Raw genomic sequence first — 18174 nt, 5'->3', positions numbered from 1 at the left:
GATGCTTCGCACGCGGTCGGAACTTAGGGCGTTCGGTGAGAAACCGTGCTCGCGTGGCAGACAATGGGTGTGCTACCAATGACGCCCTCATGGGTGTCGCTTTGGGGAGCGATACCTGTGCCGATGCACTGGATTGAAGCGGGGTGACGCATGTCGGCAGTCGCAAAGCCGGCGGCCAACGAGGAAGCGGCGGCGATGGATGGCCGCGAAGCGGCGGTCTGTGCGCTGCTGGTTTCCCGTGGGCGCCTGAAGGATACGGATCTCGCGCGTGCGCGCCGCCTCCACGAGGAGTCGCCCGACGGCACGCTCACCGCGCTGATGGCCCGGCTGGGCCTGGTGTCCGAACGTGACCTGGCCGAGGCCTGGTCGGAATTGCTGCAGACGCCGCTGCTGGTCGCCCGCGAGGCGCCGGAGCTGCCGCCCACCGAGCTCGACATCTCCGTGCGCTTCCTCAAGCAGCAGCACGTGGTGCCGGTGCGCGTGGGCGAGGACGACCTGGCGCTGGCGGTGTCCGATCCCGCCGATCCCTATCCCCTGCAGGCGATCCAGCTGGCGGCAGGGCGGCCGGTGTCGCTGCGCATCGGCCTGCGTTCGGAAATCGACGACCTGATCGAGCGCTATTACGGCTCCGGCCGTTCGGCCATGGGTACCATCGTGGAGAACCTCGACGGCAGCGCCGCCGTGGAGGACGACGTGGAGCACTTGCGCGACCTCGCCTCCGAGGCGCCGGTGATCCGGCTGGTGAACCTGATCCTGCAGCGTGCGGTGGAGCAGCGCGCTTCCGACGTGCACATCGAGCCGTTCGAGAACCGCCTGAAGGTGCGCTACCGCATCGACGGCGTGCTGCATGAGGTGGAGGCGCCGCCGGCCAGTTCGACCGCTGCGGTGATCTCGCGCGTCAAGATCATGGCCAAGCTCAACATCGCCGAGCGCCGCCTGCCGCAGGACGGCCGCATCCAGCTGCGTGTGCAGGGCAAGGAGCTGGACCTGCGCGTCTCCACCGTGCCGACCAGCTTCGGCGAATCGGTGGTGATGCGTATCCTCGATCGCGAATCGGTGGTGTTCGATTTCGCCTCGCTGGGTTTCACGGGCAGCTTCCAGCAGCGCTTCGTCGATGTATTGGAACGCCCCAACGGCATCCTGCTGGTCACCGGCCCGACCGGTTCGGGCAAGACCACCACGCTGTATACGGCGCTGTCGAAGATCAACACGCCCGACGTCAAGATCATCACCGTCGAGGACCCGGTCGAATACCAGATCGAGGGCATCAACCAGATCCAGGTGAAGCCGCAGATCGGGCTGGATTTCGCCGGTGCGCTGCGTTCCATCGTGCGCCAGGATCCGGACGTGATCATGATCGGCGAAATGCGCGACCTGGAAACCTGCCGCATCGCCATCCAGTCCGCGCTCACCGGCCATCTGGTGCTGTCCACGCTGCACACCAACAGCGCCGCCGGCGGCATTACGCGCCTGCTCGACATGGGCGTGGAGGACTACCTGCTCGGCTCCACCGTCAACGGCATCCTGGCGCAGCGACTGGTGCGCCGCCTCGATCCGGAAACGGCAACGCCGTATGAAGCGCTGCCCGAGGTGATCGAGCAGTTCGAGCTGCACAAGTACACCGACGAGCGCCCGATCCGCCTGTGGAAGCCGGGCAGCAGCGCCGCCAATCCCAGTGGTTACCGCGGGCGCCAGGCGATCATGGAATTCCTGGTGATGACCGACCCGCTGCGCCGCATGGTGATGCAGCGCGCCGACGCCGGAGAGATCGAACGCCTCGCGCGTGTCGAAGGCATGCGCACCATGTACGAGGACGGCATCGCCAAGGCCGTGGCAGGCATCACCACCATCGAGGAGGTGCTGCGTGTCACGCAGGAAGGTTGACGCCGCGAAGATTGCCCCCTCTCCCCACCGGGGAGAGGGCTGGGGTGAGGGGCGGGTGCTCGCGAGAGTGTCCGAGCTTGCCGTGTCGCCCTTAGCCACTTTCCCGCGAGCACCCACCCCTCACCTCGGTCCTCTCTCCCACGGGACTAGCTTCGCGTCGCCCTGTGGGGAGAGGAAGTGGTTTGCGTCATGACCCAGTTCCGCTACCGCGCCGTCACCGCGTCGGGCGAAGTGCTGCAGGGCCAGATGGAAGCCGGCAGCCTCGACGAGGTGGTCAGCCGCCTGCAGGACCAGGGCCATACGCCGCTCGATGCACGCGCTGCCGACGCGGAAACCGGCGGCAGCGGCCTTGCGGCATGGTTCCGTCGCGGCCCGTTCACCGGCGACCAGCTCGCGCAGTTCACGCACCAGCTCGCCACGCTGCTCGGTGCGGGGCAACCGCTCGATCGCGCGCTCGGCATCCTCATGGATCTGCCCGAAGGCGAGCGGGCGAAGCAACTGATCGAACGCGTGCGCGATCGCGTGCGTGGCGGCACGCCACTGTCACAGGCGATGGACGATGAGCACGGCGTGTTTCCCAAGCTCTACATCAGCCTCGTGCGCGCCGGCGAAGCAGGCGGTTCGCTCGAAGACACGCTGCGCCGCCTGGCCGATTACCTGGAGCGCTCGCAGCAACTGCGCGGCAGCATCATCAACGCGCTGATCTATCCGGCGTTCCTGATGGTCGGCGTGCTTGGCTCGCTGCTGTTGCTGCTGGCTTACGTGGTGCCCCAGTTCGTGCCGATCTTCGAAGACATGCAGGTGCCGATCCCCTGGATAACGCAGGCCGTGCTCGTCGTGGGCAGCGTGCTGCAAAACTGGTGGTGGGCGCTGGTGATCCTGCTGGTGCTCGGTGTGCTGATCGTGCGTGCGCGGCTGCGCGATCCGGCGATGCTGCTGGCGTGGCATGCGCGTCTGCTTACCATGCGCGTGGTCGGTCCGCTGCTGCTGAAGATCCAGACGGCGCGCATCGCGCGCACGCTGGGTACCTTGCTGAAGAACGGCGTGCCGCTGCTTTCCGCGCTCGGCATCGCGCGCCAGGTCACCGCCAACCGTGCGCTCGACGAGGCGCTTGAACAGGCGGCCGAACAGGTCAAGGGCGGCACCGGTCTCAGCCTGGCGCTGGCGCAGTCGCAACGCTTCCCGCGGCTCGCCTTGCAGATGGTGCAGGTGGGCGAGGAGGCCGGCCAGCTCGACACCATGCTGCTCAAGGTGGCCGACACGTTCGAGCTGGAGAGCCGTCGCGCGATCGATCGCCTGCTCGCTGCGCTGGTGCCCGCGCTGACCATCGTGATGACCGTGATGGTCGCGATCATCATGGCGGCGATCCTGCTGCCGCTGCTCAGCCTCACCAGCAACATCCAATGACCCTTTTCCATCGAACGACCACGAGGTACGCCATGCGACAACGGACACTCCGCCCCCATCACGCCAACCGCGGCTTCACCCTGCTGGAAATGCTGGCGGTGATCGTGTTGATCGGCATCATCGGCGCGGTGGTGGTGACCCAGGTCGGCAAGAACGTGGACAAGGGCAAGTACGGCGCGGGCAAGGCGCAGCTCACCACGCTGAGCCAGAAGATCGAAAACTACGCGCTGGACAACGGCTCGCCGCCGCAGCAGCTGCAGGACCTGATGACCAAGCCCGCCAATGCGCGGAACTGGCAGGGCCCGTATGCGAAGGAGTCGGAGCTGCACGATCCGTGGGGCCATGAGTTCGGCTACAAGTACCCGGGCGACCACGGCAGCTTCGACCTGATCTTCTACGGCCAGGACGGCAAGCCCGGCGGCGACGGCTACAGCGCCGACGTGGGCAACTGGCAGTAACAACATGCCGGCGGCATCGCCACCCGTACCGTCATCACCTGACCGTGGCATCGGTCGGGGTGGGCGTTCGCGTGGCTTCACCCTGCTGGAAATGCTGGCCGTGATCCTGCTGATCGGCATCGCGGCGGCGGCCGTCGCGGTGTCGGTGACGCAGGGCCTGGCGAGTGCGCGCGTGGCGGCGGCCAGCGGCGAACTCGCCGCTGCGCTGCGGGCCACGCGCACGCAGGCCATCGTGCACGGCAACGAGCACACCTTCGATGTCGATACGCGCGCCAACACCTATCGCGCCGACGACGGCAAAGTGGTGCGGCTGCCCACGGGCATGCGTATCGGCATCACCAGCGCCAAGGAAGACCAGGTCAGCGCCACCACCGGGCGCATCCGCTTCTTCCCCGATGGCAGTTCCACCGGCGGGCACATCACGCTGCAACGCAACCAGCGCCAGTGGCGGGTGAACGTATCATGGCTCACCGGCGCGGTGAGCGTGGCCGACGTGAGCGGTCGTAAATGAAGCATCGCGTGCGTGGTTTCAGCCTGCTCGAGGTGATCGCGGCCACGTTGCTGCTGGCGATTGCATTCAGCGCGCTGCTCAAGGTCGCGGGCGGGTCGATCGCGCTGACGCGCAACGCCGACGATCACAGCCAGGCGGCGCTGTGGGCGCGCAGCCTGCTCGACACCGTGGATATCACCACGCCGCTTCGCGCGGGCAGCAGCGAAGGTCGCTTCGACGATCACTACCGCTGGCGCCTGGTGGTGACCCCGTGGACGGCGCCGCGGGCGCAGGTGCCCGCGCAGTTGGCCACGCCGGAGCTGGCCGCCAATCCGATGCGCATGGTGAAGCTCGACCTCGATGTCTATTGGGGGACTCGCCTGCGTGAGCGCTCCGCGCATTTCAGCACGCTGCGGCTGCTTGGCCCGCCCACCACGGCAACGCCATGACGACGCCATGCGCAGCGGTCATGCCTATGGGGACTGCGTCGGCGGAGCAGGGCTTCACCCTACTCGAAGTGCTCGGCGCGCTGGCGTTGTTCACGCTGCTGTTGCTCGGCATCTACTCGGGCGTGCGCACGGCGACGCATGCGGTGCGTTCGGGTGAGGCGTCGATCGAGCGGCTCGATGAAGTGCGTTCGGCGCAACAGTTCCTGCGGCGCGAGCTGGCGCAGGCACGGGCGGTGGCGATCGCGCATACCGACAAGGGCGACCCATTGTTCTTCACCGGCGATGCGCACGAACTGCGCTTCGTCGCACCGTTGCCGGGCTACCTGGGCCGGCTCGGGCCGCAATTGCACCAACTGAAGCTGGTGTCCGATGGCAAGGGCCGCTCGCGGCTGGAGGCGAGTTTCGCGCTGATGCCTCCCGACGGCAGCGCGCCGCGCCCGCTGGGCGAACCCGAGGTGCTGCTCGACAACATCCGCAACGGCAGCTTCAGCTATCGCGCGGCGGACACGCAGGAGACGAAAGGCGACTGGCAGGATCGCTGGGACGGCAGCCGCAGCATGCCGCGCATCGTGCGCATCGCGCTCGAACTGGACGGGACCACGGCATGGCCGCGGCTCGAAGCGCCGCTGCGCGTGGATGCCTCGGCCATGCAGGGACAGATCGACCTGCTGCAGGGCCTGCAGCGTCGGGGCGTGCAATGAACCGCGCCCCGGCCCGTGGGCAACGTGGCGTGGCCCTGTTGGTGGTGCTGTGGGCGTGCACGCTGCTGGCGATCCTGGTGGGCGGTTACGCGATGCTTGCGCGCACCGAAGGCCTGCAGGCCCGTTACCAGTTCGCCCAGACCCAGGCGCACTACGCGGCCGAGGCCGGCCTGATGCGCGCCATCTACGCCCTGCAGGATCCGCAGCTGCAGCAACGCTGGATGCCCGACGGACGTGTCTATCCGTTCGACTTCGACGGCGCCAAGGTCAAGGTGAGCATCGTCAGCGAGAACGGCAAGGTCGACCTCAATGCGGCCTCGCCGGACGTGCTGCAGAACCTGTTCAAGGCGGCCGGCCTGTCGGACAACGATGCCCAGTCGCTTACCCGCAACGTGGTCGACTGGCGCACCTTCAGCGCCGCGCCGCCGAGCAACGTGCCCAATGCGACCTATGCCCAGGCCGGGCGCGACTACGGTCCGCGGCATGGCCCGTTCGCGACCGTGGAAGAACTGCAGATGGTGCTGGGCATGCAGCCGGCGCTTTATCGCACGCTGGCGCCGCAGGTCACCCTGTGGTCCGGTCGGCAGAGCCCGGACCCCGCCACGGCGCAGCCGCTCGCGCTCGCTGCCGTGCCCGGCATGACGCCCGAGCAGGCGCAGGCCCTGGTGGCGGCCCGATCCGCGGGCGAACCGCAACCCGCGCTGGCTGCGATGCAGGGAGTAACGCATAGTATTCGCGCAGAGGCCACGCTGGCCGACGGCACGCGCGCGATACTGCGGGCGACGGTGCGATTACAGGGCGTACGCCCGGGCGCATTGCCTTACGCGGTGCTGCGTTGGCAGGAGGGAGACGGGGAATGACAAAAAGTCTGTTTTCATATGCCAACTGCCTCGCGCAACCCTGTGGGCCGGGCCTGTTCGCCCACAGGACGGCGTCATCACTCGGTCGCGTACCGACGTACGCTCTTTCGTTCTTCCTTGTCCTGCGCGCAAAGAGATCCCGGCGCGAGGCAGTTGGCATATGAAAACAGACTCCGGGGCTACGCAGCCGTTGCAATTGCAGCTGGACCGGGTGCGCCGCGCATGGCGAGCGTCGCCCGTGCCGCGTTTCCTGGGATGGTGGGGCGGCGAACTCGTCGCCTTGTTGCCGGCGAGCTGGCGTACGCGCTTCGGCGGCGGCCTCGCCTGGCATCTGCTTCACCTCGACGGCGAGGACTGGACGCTGCGCCGTGCGGGCGACATCTATCCGCTGGCCCGCTGGAACAGCCAGCTCGACGCGGCCAGCCAGCAGGTGGCGTTCAATGACGCCCTGCGTGGCGTGGATCGCGAAGACCTGCGCATCGCGCTATGCCTCGATGCCGCCGATGTGCTGCGGCCGCGCCTCAACCTGCCGGTGGCGGCGCGTGACAACCTGCAGCAGATCGGCGCCTTCGAAATGGACCGGCAGACGCCGTTCCGCGTCGACCAGGTGCGCTATGGCGTGCGCGAATTGCGCTCGGGCGCACCTGCCGGACGGTTCGCGGCGGAGCTGGTGGTGGTGCCCAGGACCACGCTCGATCCGCTGCTCGCGCGGCTCGCATCGTCGGGCTTGCAGGTCGATGCGGTGGACGTGGCCAGCGGCAACGATCGCCTGGGCGTCAACCTGCTGCCTGCCGACCAGGTGCCGCGCCGCCAGCATCCGCGACAGCGGTTGAATCTCGCGCTGGGCGTCGCTGCCATCGTGCTGCTGGTGCTGTCGCTGCTGCAGTTCCTGCACAACCGCGAAGCGGCGTTGGAACAGATGCGCGGCGAAGTGGAAGGCATGCGCACCGAAGCGCAGCAGGTGGCCTCGCTGCGCCAGCAACTGCAGGACAACGCCGGCGCCGCAGGTTTCCTGGCCCAGCGCAAGTCGCGCACCGTCTCCGCGCTGGCCGTGCTGCAGGACATCAGCCAGCGCCTGCCCACCACGGCGTGGCTGGAGCGCCTGAGCATCGACAACAGTGGCCAGGTTGGTTTCCAGGGCCAGAGCCCGCAGGCGGCGCGCCTGGTGGACGCCCTCAAGGGCTCGCCTGTCATCACCGACGCGAATTTCCAGGGCACCATCCAGGTGGATCCGTCGACCGGCAAGGAACGCTTCTACATGGTGGCGCAGCTGCGCAAACCCGCGGACGCCAAGCCGAAGCCCACGCCGGCCGGAGGCACGCCATGAAGATGACGGCGCTCAAGCCGCGCGACAGCCGCATCGCGGCCGTGCTGCTCCTGCTGGTGGTATTGGTGATCGCGTACTTCGCCTTGCTGCATTGGTGGTTCGTGGCGCCGCTGCGCACCATCCATGGGGAGATGGACGACCTGCGCGACACGCACTCGCGCTTCGCCGCCGCCATCGCCGAGAAGCCGCAACTGCAGCAACGCCTCGCCGCGATGGGTGCGGGGCAGGCGGCGAGCCATGCCTTCCTCCCCGAGGACGATCCCAACGCCGCCGCCGCCGGCCTGATGCAGCGCGTGGTCGACGCGGTGGCGGCGCATCCGGGCGGCGCCTGCGACGTGACGCAGAAGATGCCGGTGCCCAACCCGCCGGCTGCAGCCGACGAGCCCTATCGCAAGGTGGCCGTGAGCATCAGCCTGCGCTGCGATGTGCAGCCGCTGGCCGAGACGCTGCACGACCTGGAGCAGGGCACGCCCTACCTGTTCGTGGACGACCTCAGCATCTATCGCAATCCGGTGGCGGCCTTGCAGCAGAACACGGCGCCGCTGGAAGTGCAGTTCACCTTGTCGGGCTACGTGCGCCAGCCGCGCGCGGCCGGCGGTGAAGCTTCGCAGGAGGCGCCATGAACGCCGCTGCGCAACGCCGATTGACCCCGGTGCTCGGCGCCATCGCCGGCGTGTTCGGTCTCGCCCTGCTGCTGTTGCTTTCGGGCATGGGCCGTGGCGTGCATTGGGGTGCGCCACGCGCTTCCGCGCCCCTGCCTGAAACGCACGACCAGGGTCTTCCTGCGCCGGTACCGCTGGCCCAGTTCTCGGCGGTATGGCAGCAGCCATTGTTCAGCCCCGATCGCAAGCCAAGCCTGCGCACCGCCAGCGGCGGCGCCAGCCTCGGCGACATGCAGCTCACCGGCATCATCGTCACGCCTGCGCTGCACATGGCCTTGCTGCACGACAAGAGCGGCGACCGCGAAGTGCGCGTGCGCCAGGGCGAAACGCTGCCCGATGGCAGCTGGCGCCTGGTCGAACTCAAGCCGCGCGCGGCCGTCTTCGAATCGGCCAGCGGACGCACCGAGCTGGAACTGCCGGCCGGCGCACCGATCGACATGCCCAAGAACACGCCGGCGCCACCCGCACCGGCGCAGGCCGCCACGAACAACCCGCCGTCGCCGGCGCCGGCCGGCGGCATGCAGATGATGATCGGGCCGGTGAAGCCGCAGGGTGCGCCCCCTGCCGGCGCGAACACGGCGCCCGATCAACCCAACAGCACGCAGGCGGACCGCCTCCGCGCGCTGCGAGAAGCCATCCAAAAGCGTCGCGCCCAACAGCAGGCAGCGAACCCCGAGGGAGCACACTGAGCCATGACCATCCACCGCACACCGCGGCTTCACCGCATCGGCACGCTTGCCATGGCGATGTGGCTTGCCGGCTGCCAGAGCTTGCCGCCCCAGCACGACGACGGGGCGCTGCAACGCGAGGCCATGGCCGGCACGGAAAAGCCGGTGCCGCAGCCCCTGCCCCTCAATGCCGGCGGCAATGCGGAAAGCGCGGTGGTCCCGCGCCCCGACGTGAACAGCGGCAGCGGCCAGTTCATTCGCGCGACCGGGTTGGCTCAGCCGCGCAAGGCGGCCAGCGGCGACGGCGCGGTGACGTTCAACTTCGAAAACCAGCCCGTGCAGGCGGTGGTCAAGGCGATCCTGGGTGACCTGCTCAAGCAGAACTACACCATCGTCCCGGGCGTGCAGGGCAACATCTCCTTCTCCACCGCCGAACCGGTGGACAGCAGCCAGGCCATTCCCATCCTGGAGACGCTGCTGTCGTGGACCAACAACGCGCTGGTCATGCAGAACGGGCACTACGTGGTGATGCCCGCCAAGGACGCGGTCGCCGGCAACCTCGTGCCGAGCCTCAACGCGGTGGCGCCGCAGGGTGGATTGCAGGCGCGCCTGTTCTCGCTGCGTTACATCTCGGCCAACGAGATGCAGAAGCTGATCAAGCCGTTCGCGCGCGCCGATTCCATCCTGCTGGTGGATGCGTCGCGCAACCTGATCGTGCTTTCCGGCACGCCGTCGGAACTGGACAACTACCAGCGCACCGTCCGCACCTTCGACGTGGACTGGCTGCGCGGCATGTCGGTGGGCGTGTTCAGCCTGCAGCACGCCAACGTCGCCGAGCTGATGCCGCAGCTCGACCAGATCTTCGGGCCGAAGGGCGACACGCCGCTGGCCGGCATGCTGCGCTTCATTCCGATCGAACGCACCAATGCGCTGGTGGTGATCAGCACACAGCCCAATTACCTGCAGGAAGTCGGTGACTGGGTCGCCAAGATCGATCGCGGCGGCGGCAACGAGCCCAACCTGTTCGTGTACGACGTGCGCAACATCAAGGCGTCGGAGCTGGCGCAGTACCTGGCGCAGATCTACACCAACGGCGGTGGCGCGGGCGGCGCCAACAACGGCAAGGTCGGCCCGGGTCTTACCAGCAATACGCTGGGCACCAGTGAGAACGCCAATGGCTCGGCCAGCGGCATGGGCAGCACGGCGGGCAGCTTCGGCAGCAGCACTGGCGTCAACGGCGTGGGCGGCGGCTTCGGCAGCGCCGGTGGCCTGGGAACCACCAGCGGCACCGGTACGGGCAATGCCTTCGGCAACACGGGCAGCAGTTTTGGCAACACCGGCGGTGGGGCAGCCGGCGCGCTCGGCAATGCCAACAACGCCAACGGCGGCAACAGCAACGCCGCGGGCGCGCAATACACTTCCGAAGACGGCAGCATCCGCATCAGCTCGGTGGATTCCAACAACCAGTTGCTGGTGCGTGCGCGGCCGTCGCAGTGGGCCGAGATCGAGCAGGCCATCAAGCGCCTGGACAACGTGCCGCTGCAGGTACAGATCGAGATGCGCATCCTCGAGGTGGATCTCACCGGCCAGTTCGAGTTCGGCGTGCAGTGGTATCTGCAGGGCTTGGCGAACAGCACGCCCAAATACGACAGCAGTGGCAACCTCATCGGCGCCGACTCGGTCTACCCGGGCATGCGCCATCAAGGAGCGCTGGGTGGCGGTGGCAACCAGTACGGTGGCGAGCCGCTCTTCTATTCCTTCCTGAGCGGCAACAGCAAGCTGCAGGTGGCCGTCCGCGCGTTGGAAACGAACGGCAACACCAAGACACTGTCTGCACCGTCGCTGGTGGTGCTGAACAACCAGGTGGCACACATCCAGGTTGGTGACCAGGTGCCGATCAACCAGACCTCGATCGTGACCGGCCTGGGGGCCACCACGGCCGGCTCCACCGCGAGCAGCGTGAGCTATGTGCCCACCGGCGTGATCCTCGACGTGCAGCCGCGCGTGAACCCGGGCGGACTGGTGTACCTCAACGTGCAGCAACAGGTGAGCAACACCACCGGCGCGGCGAACTCGCAGGGCAACTTCACCATCCAGCAGCGCGCGGTGGGCACGCAGATCGCCGTGCAGAGCGGGCAGACCGTGCTGCTCGGCGGCCTGATCCAGCAGAACGAGGGCAACACCGATACCGGCGTTCCTGGCCTCAACCGCGTGCCGGTCATCGGCCGCCTGTTCGGCACCACCAACCACAACCGCAACCGCACCGAGCTGATCGTGCTGATCACGCCGCGCGTCATCACCAGCAGCGAAGAAGCCAAGCAGGTGACGGACGAGTACCAGCGCAAGTTCGAATCGCTGGCGCCGCTGCGTGCGGCGAGCGAGGCGCCGCCGTCCACCCACTGAACGTGCTGCGCCTGCGGAAAGGGCATGACGACCTTTCCGCAGGCGCTCCGGCGACTGCCGGAGTGCCGACAGCCCTCGTCATTGCCAGCGCGCCGTTATCATGGGCGCGATGAGTGCATTGCCTTCCTTCCCCATCACGCCGCTGTTGCCGGAGATCCGCGCCTCGCTCGCCGCGCACCCTCGCCTGGTGCTGGAGGCGCCGCCCGGTGCGGGCAAGACCACGCAGGTGCCGCTCGCCTTGCTCGATCAGCCCTGGCTGGGCGACGGCAAGATCCTGATGCTCGAGCCCCGGCGCATCGCGGCGCGTGCGGCGGCGCAGTTCATGGCGCAGCAGCGGGGTGAAGAAGTAGGGCACACGGTCGGTTACCGCATTCGCTTCGAAGCGAGAGTGGGCAAGGCCACGCGTGTCGAGGTGGTGACCGAAGGCATCCTCACACGGCTGATACAGGACGATCCCGAACTCACCGGCATCGGCGCGATCCTGTTCGACGAATTCCATGAGCGGCATCTCGCCGGCGACCTCGGTGCCGCCCTCGCGCTCGATGTACAGGGCACGCTGCGGCCGGATCTGCGCATCGTCGTGATGTCCGCCACGCTCGACGGCGAGCGCATCGCGCAGTGGCTGGATGCGCCGCGCATCAGCAGTCCCGGCCGGAGTTTTCCGGTGAAAGTGGCGTATCCGCCGGCGCGCGTGCAGGAAAGCACCGAGCATCATCTGGCGCGCGTCGTTCGCGTGGCCCTGCAGGAGAACGATGGCGACGTACTAGCGTTTCTGCCTGGGCGTCGGGAGATCGCCCGCACGCAATCCATCCTCGAAGCACCCCTCGATCACCCCCCTCTCCCTTTGGGAGAGGGGCTGGGGGAGAGGGTGCGGTCGGAGCGTAGCGCTTCGGTGTCCCCGAACCCTCACCCCCGACCCCTCTCCCAAAGGGAGAGGGGAGAGATCGAGGTCGTCGCGCTGCATGGCGAGCTTTCGCTGGCCGAGCAGCAGACGGCACTGAGTCCAGCCGAGCCGGGCACGCGGCGCGTCGTGCTCGCCACCAACGTCGCCGAGTCCAGCGTGACGTTGCCGGGCATTCGTTCGGTGGTGGACAGCGGACTCGCGCGCGAGCCGCGCTTCGATCCCCACTCCGGCTTCACGCGGCTGGAAACGGTGAACATCTCGCAGGCCTCCGCCGACCAGCGCGCCGGCCGTGCCGGCCGCGTGGCTGAAGGCACCGCGTACCGGCTGTGGCCGCAGAGCAGGCGGCTCGATCCATCGCGCACCGCGGAAATCGTGCAGGCCGAGCTGTCCGGTCTTGCGCTCGAGCTCGCCGCGTGGGGCATCACTGCCGGCAGCGGCGTCGAGCTTCCCTGGCTGGATGCACCGCCAGCCGGCGCACTGGCGCAGGGGCGGGACCTGCTCACGCAACTCGGCGCGCTCGCGACCGATGGGCGCATCACGGCGCTCGGCCGCGAGATGCTGGAACTGGGCGCCACGCCGCGCCTTGGCGCGGCGGCGCTGCGTGCGGCAACGGAGCTGCGCGCGCTGGTCGCGGACCTGCTCGCACTGATGGAAGCGCGCTCGCCGCTACGCGGCGAGCAGGCGCGCACCGACGACTTCCGCGCGCGCGTCAACGCGCTGCATGCCTGGCGCGATCGCCACACGGCCGGCGCGCGCACCGGCGCCGATGCGGGTGCGCTCGCGGCGATCGAGCAGGCGAGCAAGGGTTGGCGTCGCCGCCTCGACGTACGCAGCGCGGCCAGCGGCGTGCCCGACAGCCATGCGGTGGGCGACCTGCTGCTGCATGCCTTTCCCGATCGCGTCGCGCGTCGCGACGATGGCAACCCGCTGCGCTACACCCTGGCCAACGGTCGTGGCGCGCGCCTGCACGAGAGCACCGCGTTGCACGGCGAACCCTGGCTGGTGGCGCTGGACCTGCGCTTCGAGGCGCGCGACAGCCTGATCCTCGCCGCCGCGCCCATCGATCCGCGCGTGCTGGAACGCGACTATCCCGCGCAGTTCCGGCGCGAGCGCGTGCTGCGCTGGAATGAGGAACGCCAGGCCGTCGAAGCCTTCGAGGAACAACGCTACGCCGCGATCGTGCTCGATCGCCGCAGCGTGCCGGTGAAACCCGAGGATGCCTTGCCGGCGCTGCTTGCCGCGGTTCGCGCGAAGGGTATCGATGTGCTGCCATGGAGCGAGCATGCCCATCGCCTGCGCGCACGCATGCAGGCACTCCGTGCGTGGATGCCGGAGCTCGGCCTGCCCGATGTTTCCGATGCCGCCCTGCTGGACACGCTCGATGACTGGCTGGCCCCCTATCTCAACGGCAAGCGCAGCCTGGGCGCACTGGGCGCCGACGAACTCTCGCAGGCGCTGGGCAGCCTGTTCGACTACGAGCAACGGCGGCAGCTCGATGCCCAGGTGCCCGAAAGCCTTACCGTACCCAGCGGCATGAATCGCCGGCTGGACTATGCCGAAGGCGAACCGCCGGTGCTGGCGGTGAAGTTGCAGGAACTGTTCGGCCTCGCGGATACGCCGCGCATTGCCAACGGGCGCATCCCGGTGACCTTGCACCTGCTGTCGCCGGCCGGCCGCCCCATCCAGGTCACGCAGGACCTCAAGGGCTTCTGGGAACGCACCTATCCCGAGGTGAAGAAGGAACTGAAAGGCCGCTATCCGCGCCACCCGTGGCCGGACGATCCCTGGACCGCGGCGCCGACGCATCGCGCCAAGCCCCGCGGCACCTGAGCGCTGCCTGCTTTGCCGCAAGCCCGCTCAAGCAGAAAAGCCCGGCGAATGCCGGGCTTTTCCTTCAGGCCACTGCGCAACGGCGCGGATCAATTGCCGTCGTCGTCACCGTAGGCCGAGCCGTAGACGACCGTGCCGGGCTGCACCGGCGCCTCTTCATAGACCACCGTCCTGGGCTGCTCGTACACCACGGTGCGCGGCTGGCGATAGACCACCGGCGGATCCTGGTAGACCACCGTCGGCTGCTGTGCGTAGTAGGTCGGCGCCGGCGCCATCGCGCTCTGCACCAGGCCGATCACCGCGCCGGCGACCACTGCACCGGCGATCCACCTGCCGCCGCTCCAGTGACCGTCGTGATGCCCGTAGTCGCGGCGCCAGCCATCACGGTCGTGATATCCGTAGCCGCCGCGATCCCAGCCGCGGTGGTAACCGTTATCGCGCCCCCAGCCATCATGGGCCGAGGCGACCATGGGCGCCGCCACCATCGCGGCGACTGCCAGGCCCATCAGTACTCGACTGCCCATCACGCGCTTGCTCATGACACTTACCTCCGTGGGTTCGGCGCTGATGCTCGGCTTGCCGCGCTTAATGCGTACTGAAAAAAATTTCGATCGCCACGGTTCCAGTTACATGGCAGCAAGCTGCGTCATCGGGAGCTAAGGCAATGCTAAGGTGAGGCGTCGCCGAGGGCGGCAAGCCCACCTGCAGAGAGTAGGGAACATGCCCCAGCGGAATCGTTTTCTGGCTGCAGGAAGAGGATGTCTGGTGGTACTGGTGTTGGTCGCGGCGCTGTCCGTGCGCGATATCGCCGCGAGCCTCGGCGTCAGGATTCCGGGCCTGCCGCTGTCTTCCTACGCGGGTTCGAGCATGGATAACCTGCTGGCGGTGTTGCTTGCCGTGCTGGCAGCGCTTGCGCTCAGGCCCGCGGCGGTCCGGATTCCGGTTGCACGCCTGCTTGGCCTGGCTTCGCCCGGATGGCGCGCGCCTTGCCTCGTGCTGTTGAGCACGTTGCCGTTCTGGATCAGCAGCGCCATCGCCGGCTCGATATCCGCGGATCTGGATCTGCGCGGACTGCTGTTCACCGCGTTGCTGTTTCCGTTCGCCGAAGAGCTGGTGTTCCGCGGCTTCGGCTTCATCTTTCCGCGTCGCGGGCTGCATTGGCCAGCGGTGCTGGCGTGCATGGTCCAGGCGTTGTGCTTCGGCGCGATCCATGGACTCGTCATGCGTGGCAGCGACCAGGCGCTCACCGTGTTCTGCATGACATGCCTGGGTGGCATGGTCTTCGCCGTGCTCGATGCGCTGGATGGATACACGCTGTGGAGCGGCCTGGTATTCCACTGCTCGCTCAATGCGGCGTGGAGCGTGTTCGATCTGTCGAGTGCAAGCAACGGCTGGGGATGGATCAACAATCTGCTGCGCCTCGTGTGCGCCATCGTCGCCGTGGTCGTGCTCTGGCGTATCCGAAAGAAGCGCGGCGGGTTGCTTCGAGTGAGGCGCGTCGAGCCCGCTTGAGCGGATGACGGCAGCAGACGCTGCAACGTTTCCGTCACCCGCGGCATCACGGCAGACGCACTGGCAACTCTTCCCGACACGTGTAGACTCCCTTGACCACCAGCGTTACCGGCTTCGCCGCGAGCGGTTCTGGTTCGTGTGCGCAGTCGACAGTCGAGCGTTTCCTCTATCCGCGAGGTGCTCCATGTTGCTGCGATGTCTCGTATGCCTTGGCCTGATCCTGTGGGTCATGCCGACAGTGGCAGCCATGCCCGCCCCCAATGCCGCGGTCAAGGCGGACACGCCGAAGACCACGTCGGCCGGTACGCAATTCGTCGTGCCTTCCGACTGGGCGATGCACGCCAGCGGCAACAAGGTCACCCTCGAACCGCCCGAATCAGGTTCGCAGGTCGTGTTGGTGGATGTGCAGGCGGCCGATGCGGATGCCGCCGTCGCGCAAGCATGGAAGGCGTATACGCCAGCGAAGACCTGGCCGCTGCAGGTCGCTACCGACAGCGCGCCACGCGACAACTGGGACCAGGTACGCGTCTATGACTATGAGACGTCGGCCAACGACAAGCGCTCGGTCTTTGCCATTGCCTACCGGCACGCCAAGCAATTCACCGTGCTGATCTACGACGTGGCCATGTCAGTGGGCGAAAAACGCAGCTCGCAGTTGCGCGCGATTTCGGACCGGCTGCTGCCCAAGGGCTACAAGCGCGAAAGCTTCGCGGGAAAGAAGGCGCATCCGCTGGATGCCGAACGCATCGATACGCTGAAGAACTTCGTGGACAGCGCACGCAAGGCCTACGACGTCCCTGGGATCGCACTGGGCCTGATCGATCACGGCAAGGTGGTGTACGTCGGCGGGCTGGGCGTGCGTGAAATCGGCAGGCCCGAACCGATCGATGGCGACACCCTGTTCATGATCGCCTCCAACACCAAGGCGCTGACCACCTTGATGCTCGCCAGGCTGGTGGACCAGAAGAAGTTCGATTGGGATACGCCGGTGGTGCAGGTGATGCCCTCGTTCAAGCTGGGCGATGCCGACACCACGAAGCAGGTGTTGATCCGCCATCTGATCTGCGCCTGCACCGGCATGCCGCGGCAGGACATGGAATGGGTGCTCAACAGCCGCAACGCCACGCCGGAAACGGTGATGAAGTCGCTGGCCGGCATGCAGCCGACCAGCAGGTTCGGCGAATTGTTCCAGTACTCCAACCTGATGGCCGCGGCCGCCGGCTACATGGGCGCGCATGTGCTCTACCCCGACATGGAGCTGGGCGCGGCCTATGACCTGGCCATGCAGAAGCAGGTGTTCGACCCCCTGGGCATGAAGCAGACGACCTTCGACTACGACCGCGCCTTGCTCGGCAACCACGCCACGCCGCACGGACTGGATGTGGACGGCCATACGGCCGTGGCCGGGATGGGCATCAATGATTCCATCCGTCCGGCCCGGCCCGCGGGTGCGGCGTGGAGCGCGGTCACCGACATGCTGCACTACGTGCAAATGGAATTGGCCGGCGGCCTGTTGCCGGATGGTTCGCGCTACGTCTCCGAGGCAGCGCTGCTGGAACGCCGCAAGCCCAATGTGGCGTTGGGCACTACCGCGACCTATGGCATGGGCCTGATCGTCGACAACACCTGGGGCGTGCCGGTGGTGCATCACGGCGGTGATCTCGCCGGTTTCCATTCCGACATGCTCTGGCTGCCACAGCAGGGCGTGGGCGCGGTGATCCTCACCAATGCGGATGCCGGCGCATCCATTCGCGGTCCGTTCCAGCGGCGCTTGCTCGAAGTGCTGTTCGATGGCAGGCCGTTGGCGCAGGGCGATATCGATGCCGGCGTAAAGCGCCTGAAGGCGGAAGTCGCCGCGGAGCGCAAACGCCTTACCGTGCCCGCGGACGCTGCGGCATCCTCCAGGCTCGCCGCCAGCTATCGCAATCCGGCGGTGGGCAGCATCCAGGTCACGCACGACGGCAAGTCCACGGTGTTCGACTTCGGCGCGTGGCATAGCGAGATGGCCTCGCGGAAGAACGACGATGGTTCGCTGTCCTTCGTGTCCATCTCGCCCGGGGCGGACGGCTTCGAGTTCGTGGTGTCGGGCACGGCGGACAGCCGCAAGCTCACCCTGCGCGATGGCCAGCATGAATATGTCTACGACGAGGTGAGGTGACCCATGCGTCCATGTCTTCGCCCACTGCTGCGCATCGCGGTATTCGGGTTGACGGCGCTGCCGCCTGCGGCGGCGCTGGCCGAAACGCAGTATCTCCAGCCCATTCCGGTGGACGGCAGTTCGGCGCGCGACTATCAATGCCAGGGCGGCAAGTCGCTGCAGGTGTCCTACTTCAACCAGCGCGATGGGCAGAGCTTCGCGATACTCACCGTCGGCAACAAGCGGCTATTGTTCGTCGATACCGTGGCAGCCTCGGGCGTGAAGTACATGGCTGGTCGCTACACGTGGTGGACCAAGGGTGAGCGTGGCGACCTTTACGATGCGCTGGCGGGTCCGAATGCCGCGCCCATGCTCTCCGCGTGCATGGCGCGTGCGACGAAGTAGGGCGTCGCACGCCATTCAATACGTGACGCAGGTTGTCGACGCCTCTTCATCATCGTGAATGGTGTCCATGAAAGATG

The 18174-nt window shown here is 67.5% G+C and carries 16 protein-coding genes; 15 read left to right on the top strand and 1 reads right to left on the bottom strand.

What is annotated here, in order from left to right; all coding sequences use genetic code 11:
* Positions 1 to 150 precede the first annotated feature (150 nt).
* From gspE to hrpB, 12 genes are all read left to right on the top strand, one after another.
* Positions 151 to 1884: a type II secretion system ATPase GspE gene (gene gspE, locus CA260_RS18985; RefSeq protein ID WP_111984633.1), complete on the top strand. Its 1734-nt coding sequence runs from the start codon at positions 151 to 153 to the stop codon at positions 1882 to 1884.
* Between the two features lie 189 nt (positions 1885 to 2073).
* Positions 2074 to 3291, top strand: coding sequence for a type II secretion system inner membrane protein GspF (gene gspF, locus CA260_RS18980; protein WP_111984632.1), 1218 nt, complete (start codon positions 2074 to 2076; stop codon positions 3289 to 3291).
* A gap of 32 nt (positions 3292 to 3323) precedes the next feature.
* Positions 3324 to 3749, top strand: a complete 426-nt coding sequence (gene gspG / locus CA260_RS18975) for a type II secretion system major pseudopilin GspG (protein WP_111984631.1) — start codon at positions 3324 to 3326, stop codon at positions 3747 to 3749.
* A 4-nt stretch (positions 3750 to 3753) separates the two neighbouring features.
* Complete coding sequence (locus CA260_RS18970; RefSeq protein WP_111984630.1) at positions 3754 to 4260, top strand: GspH/FimT family pseudopilin; 507 nt, start codon at positions 3754 to 3756, stop codon at positions 4258 to 4260.
* Positions 4257 to 4688: a type IV pilus modification PilV family protein gene (locus CA260_RS18965; protein ID WP_111984629.1), complete on the top strand. Its 432-nt coding sequence runs from the start codon at positions 4257 to 4259 to the stop codon at positions 4686 to 4688. Before CA260_RS18970 ends, CA260_RS18965 begins: the two co-directional genes overlap by 4 nt.
* Before the next feature lie 20 nt (positions 4689 to 4708).
* Positions 4709 to 5389 carry a prepilin-type N-terminal cleavage/methylation domain-containing protein gene (locus tag CA260_RS18960; protein WP_338065748.1) on the top strand — a complete coding sequence of 227 codons (681 nt, stop codon included), beginning with the start codon at positions 4709 to 4711 and terminating at the stop codon, positions 5387 to 5389.
* Positions 5386 to 6249 carry a general secretion pathway protein GspK gene (locus CA260_RS18955; RefSeq protein WP_111984627.1) on the top strand — a complete coding sequence of 288 codons (864 nt, stop codon included), beginning with the start codon at positions 5386 to 5388 and terminating at the stop codon, positions 6247 to 6249. Before CA260_RS18960 ends, CA260_RS18955 begins: the two co-directional genes overlap by 4 nt.
* Positions 6250 to 6409: 160 nt before the next feature.
* The gene (locus CA260_RS18950; protein ID WP_111984626.1) at positions 6410 to 7576 is read left to right on the top strand and encodes a PilN domain-containing protein; all 1167 of its coding nucleotides are present in this window, start codon (positions 6410 to 6412) and stop codon (positions 7574 to 7576) included.
* On the top strand, positions 7573 to 8199 hold the full coding sequence (gene gspM / locus CA260_RS18945) for a type II secretion system protein GspM (RefSeq protein WP_111984625.1): 627 nt from the start codon (positions 7573 to 7575) through the stop codon (positions 8197 to 8199). Before CA260_RS18950 ends, gspM begins: the two co-directional genes overlap by 4 nt.
* On the top strand, positions 8196 to 8927 hold the full coding sequence (locus CA260_RS18940) for a general secretion pathway protein GspN (RefSeq protein WP_111984624.1): 732 nt from the start codon (positions 8196 to 8198) through the stop codon (positions 8925 to 8927). The genes gspM and CA260_RS18940 overlap by 4 nt, the downstream gene beginning before the upstream one ends.
* A gap of 3 nt (positions 8928 to 8930) precedes the next feature.
* A complete protein-coding gene (gspD, locus tag CA260_RS18935) occupies positions 8931 to 11309 on the top strand; it encodes a type II secretion system secretin GspD (protein WP_111984623.1) in 2379 nt (792 codons plus the stop codon).
* A 109-nt stretch (positions 11310 to 11418) separates the two neighbouring features.
* On the top strand, positions 11419 to 14043 hold the full coding sequence (gene hrpB / locus CA260_RS18930; protein ID WP_111984693.1) for an ATP-dependent helicase HrpB: 2625 nt from the start codon (positions 11419 to 11421) through the stop codon (positions 14041 to 14043).
* Positions 14044 to 14132: 89 nt separating this feature from the next.
* On the opposite strand, the gene CA260_RS18925 is transcribed toward hrpB, so the two are convergent.
* Positions 14133 to 14582: a hypothetical protein gene (locus CA260_RS18925; protein ID WP_191983780.1), complete on the bottom strand. Its 450-nt coding sequence runs from the start codon at positions 14580 to 14582 to the stop codon at positions 14133 to 14135.
* 226 nt (positions 14583 to 14808) lie between these two features.
* Between CA260_RS18925 and CA260_RS18920 the strand changes: the two genes are divergently transcribed.
* The 3 genes from CA260_RS18920 to CA260_RS18910 all read left to right on the top strand — a co-directional run bounded on the left by CA260_RS18920 (position 14809) and on the right by CA260_RS18910 (position 18097).
* On the top strand, positions 14809 to 15555 hold the full coding sequence (locus tag CA260_RS18920; protein ID WP_172461917.1) for a CPBP family intramembrane glutamic endopeptidase: 747 nt from the start codon (positions 14809 to 14811) through the stop codon (positions 15553 to 15555).
* Between the two features lie 184 nt (positions 15556 to 15739).
* The gene (locus CA260_RS18915) at positions 15740 to 17713 is read left to right on the top strand and encodes a serine hydrolase domain-containing protein (RefSeq protein WP_238149837.1); all 1974 of its coding nucleotides are present in this window, start codon (positions 15740 to 15742) and stop codon (positions 17711 to 17713) included.
* 3 nt (positions 17714 to 17716) lie between these two features.
* Positions 17717 to 18097, top strand: coding sequence for an MliC family protein (locus tag CA260_RS18910; protein ID WP_111984621.1), 381 nt, complete (start codon positions 17717 to 17719; stop codon positions 18095 to 18097).
* Positions 18098 to 18174: the final 77 nt, after the last annotated feature.

Origin of the sequence: Dyella jiangningensis, assembly GCF_003264855.1 — a bacterium.
GTDB classification, from domain to species: domain Bacteria; phylum Pseudomonadota; class Gammaproteobacteria; order Xanthomonadales; family Rhodanobacteraceae; genus Dyella; species Dyella jiangningensis_C.
The sequence above is the reverse complement of the archived record's forward strand: the minus strand, read 5'-3'. Positions and strand labels throughout refer to the sequence as shown.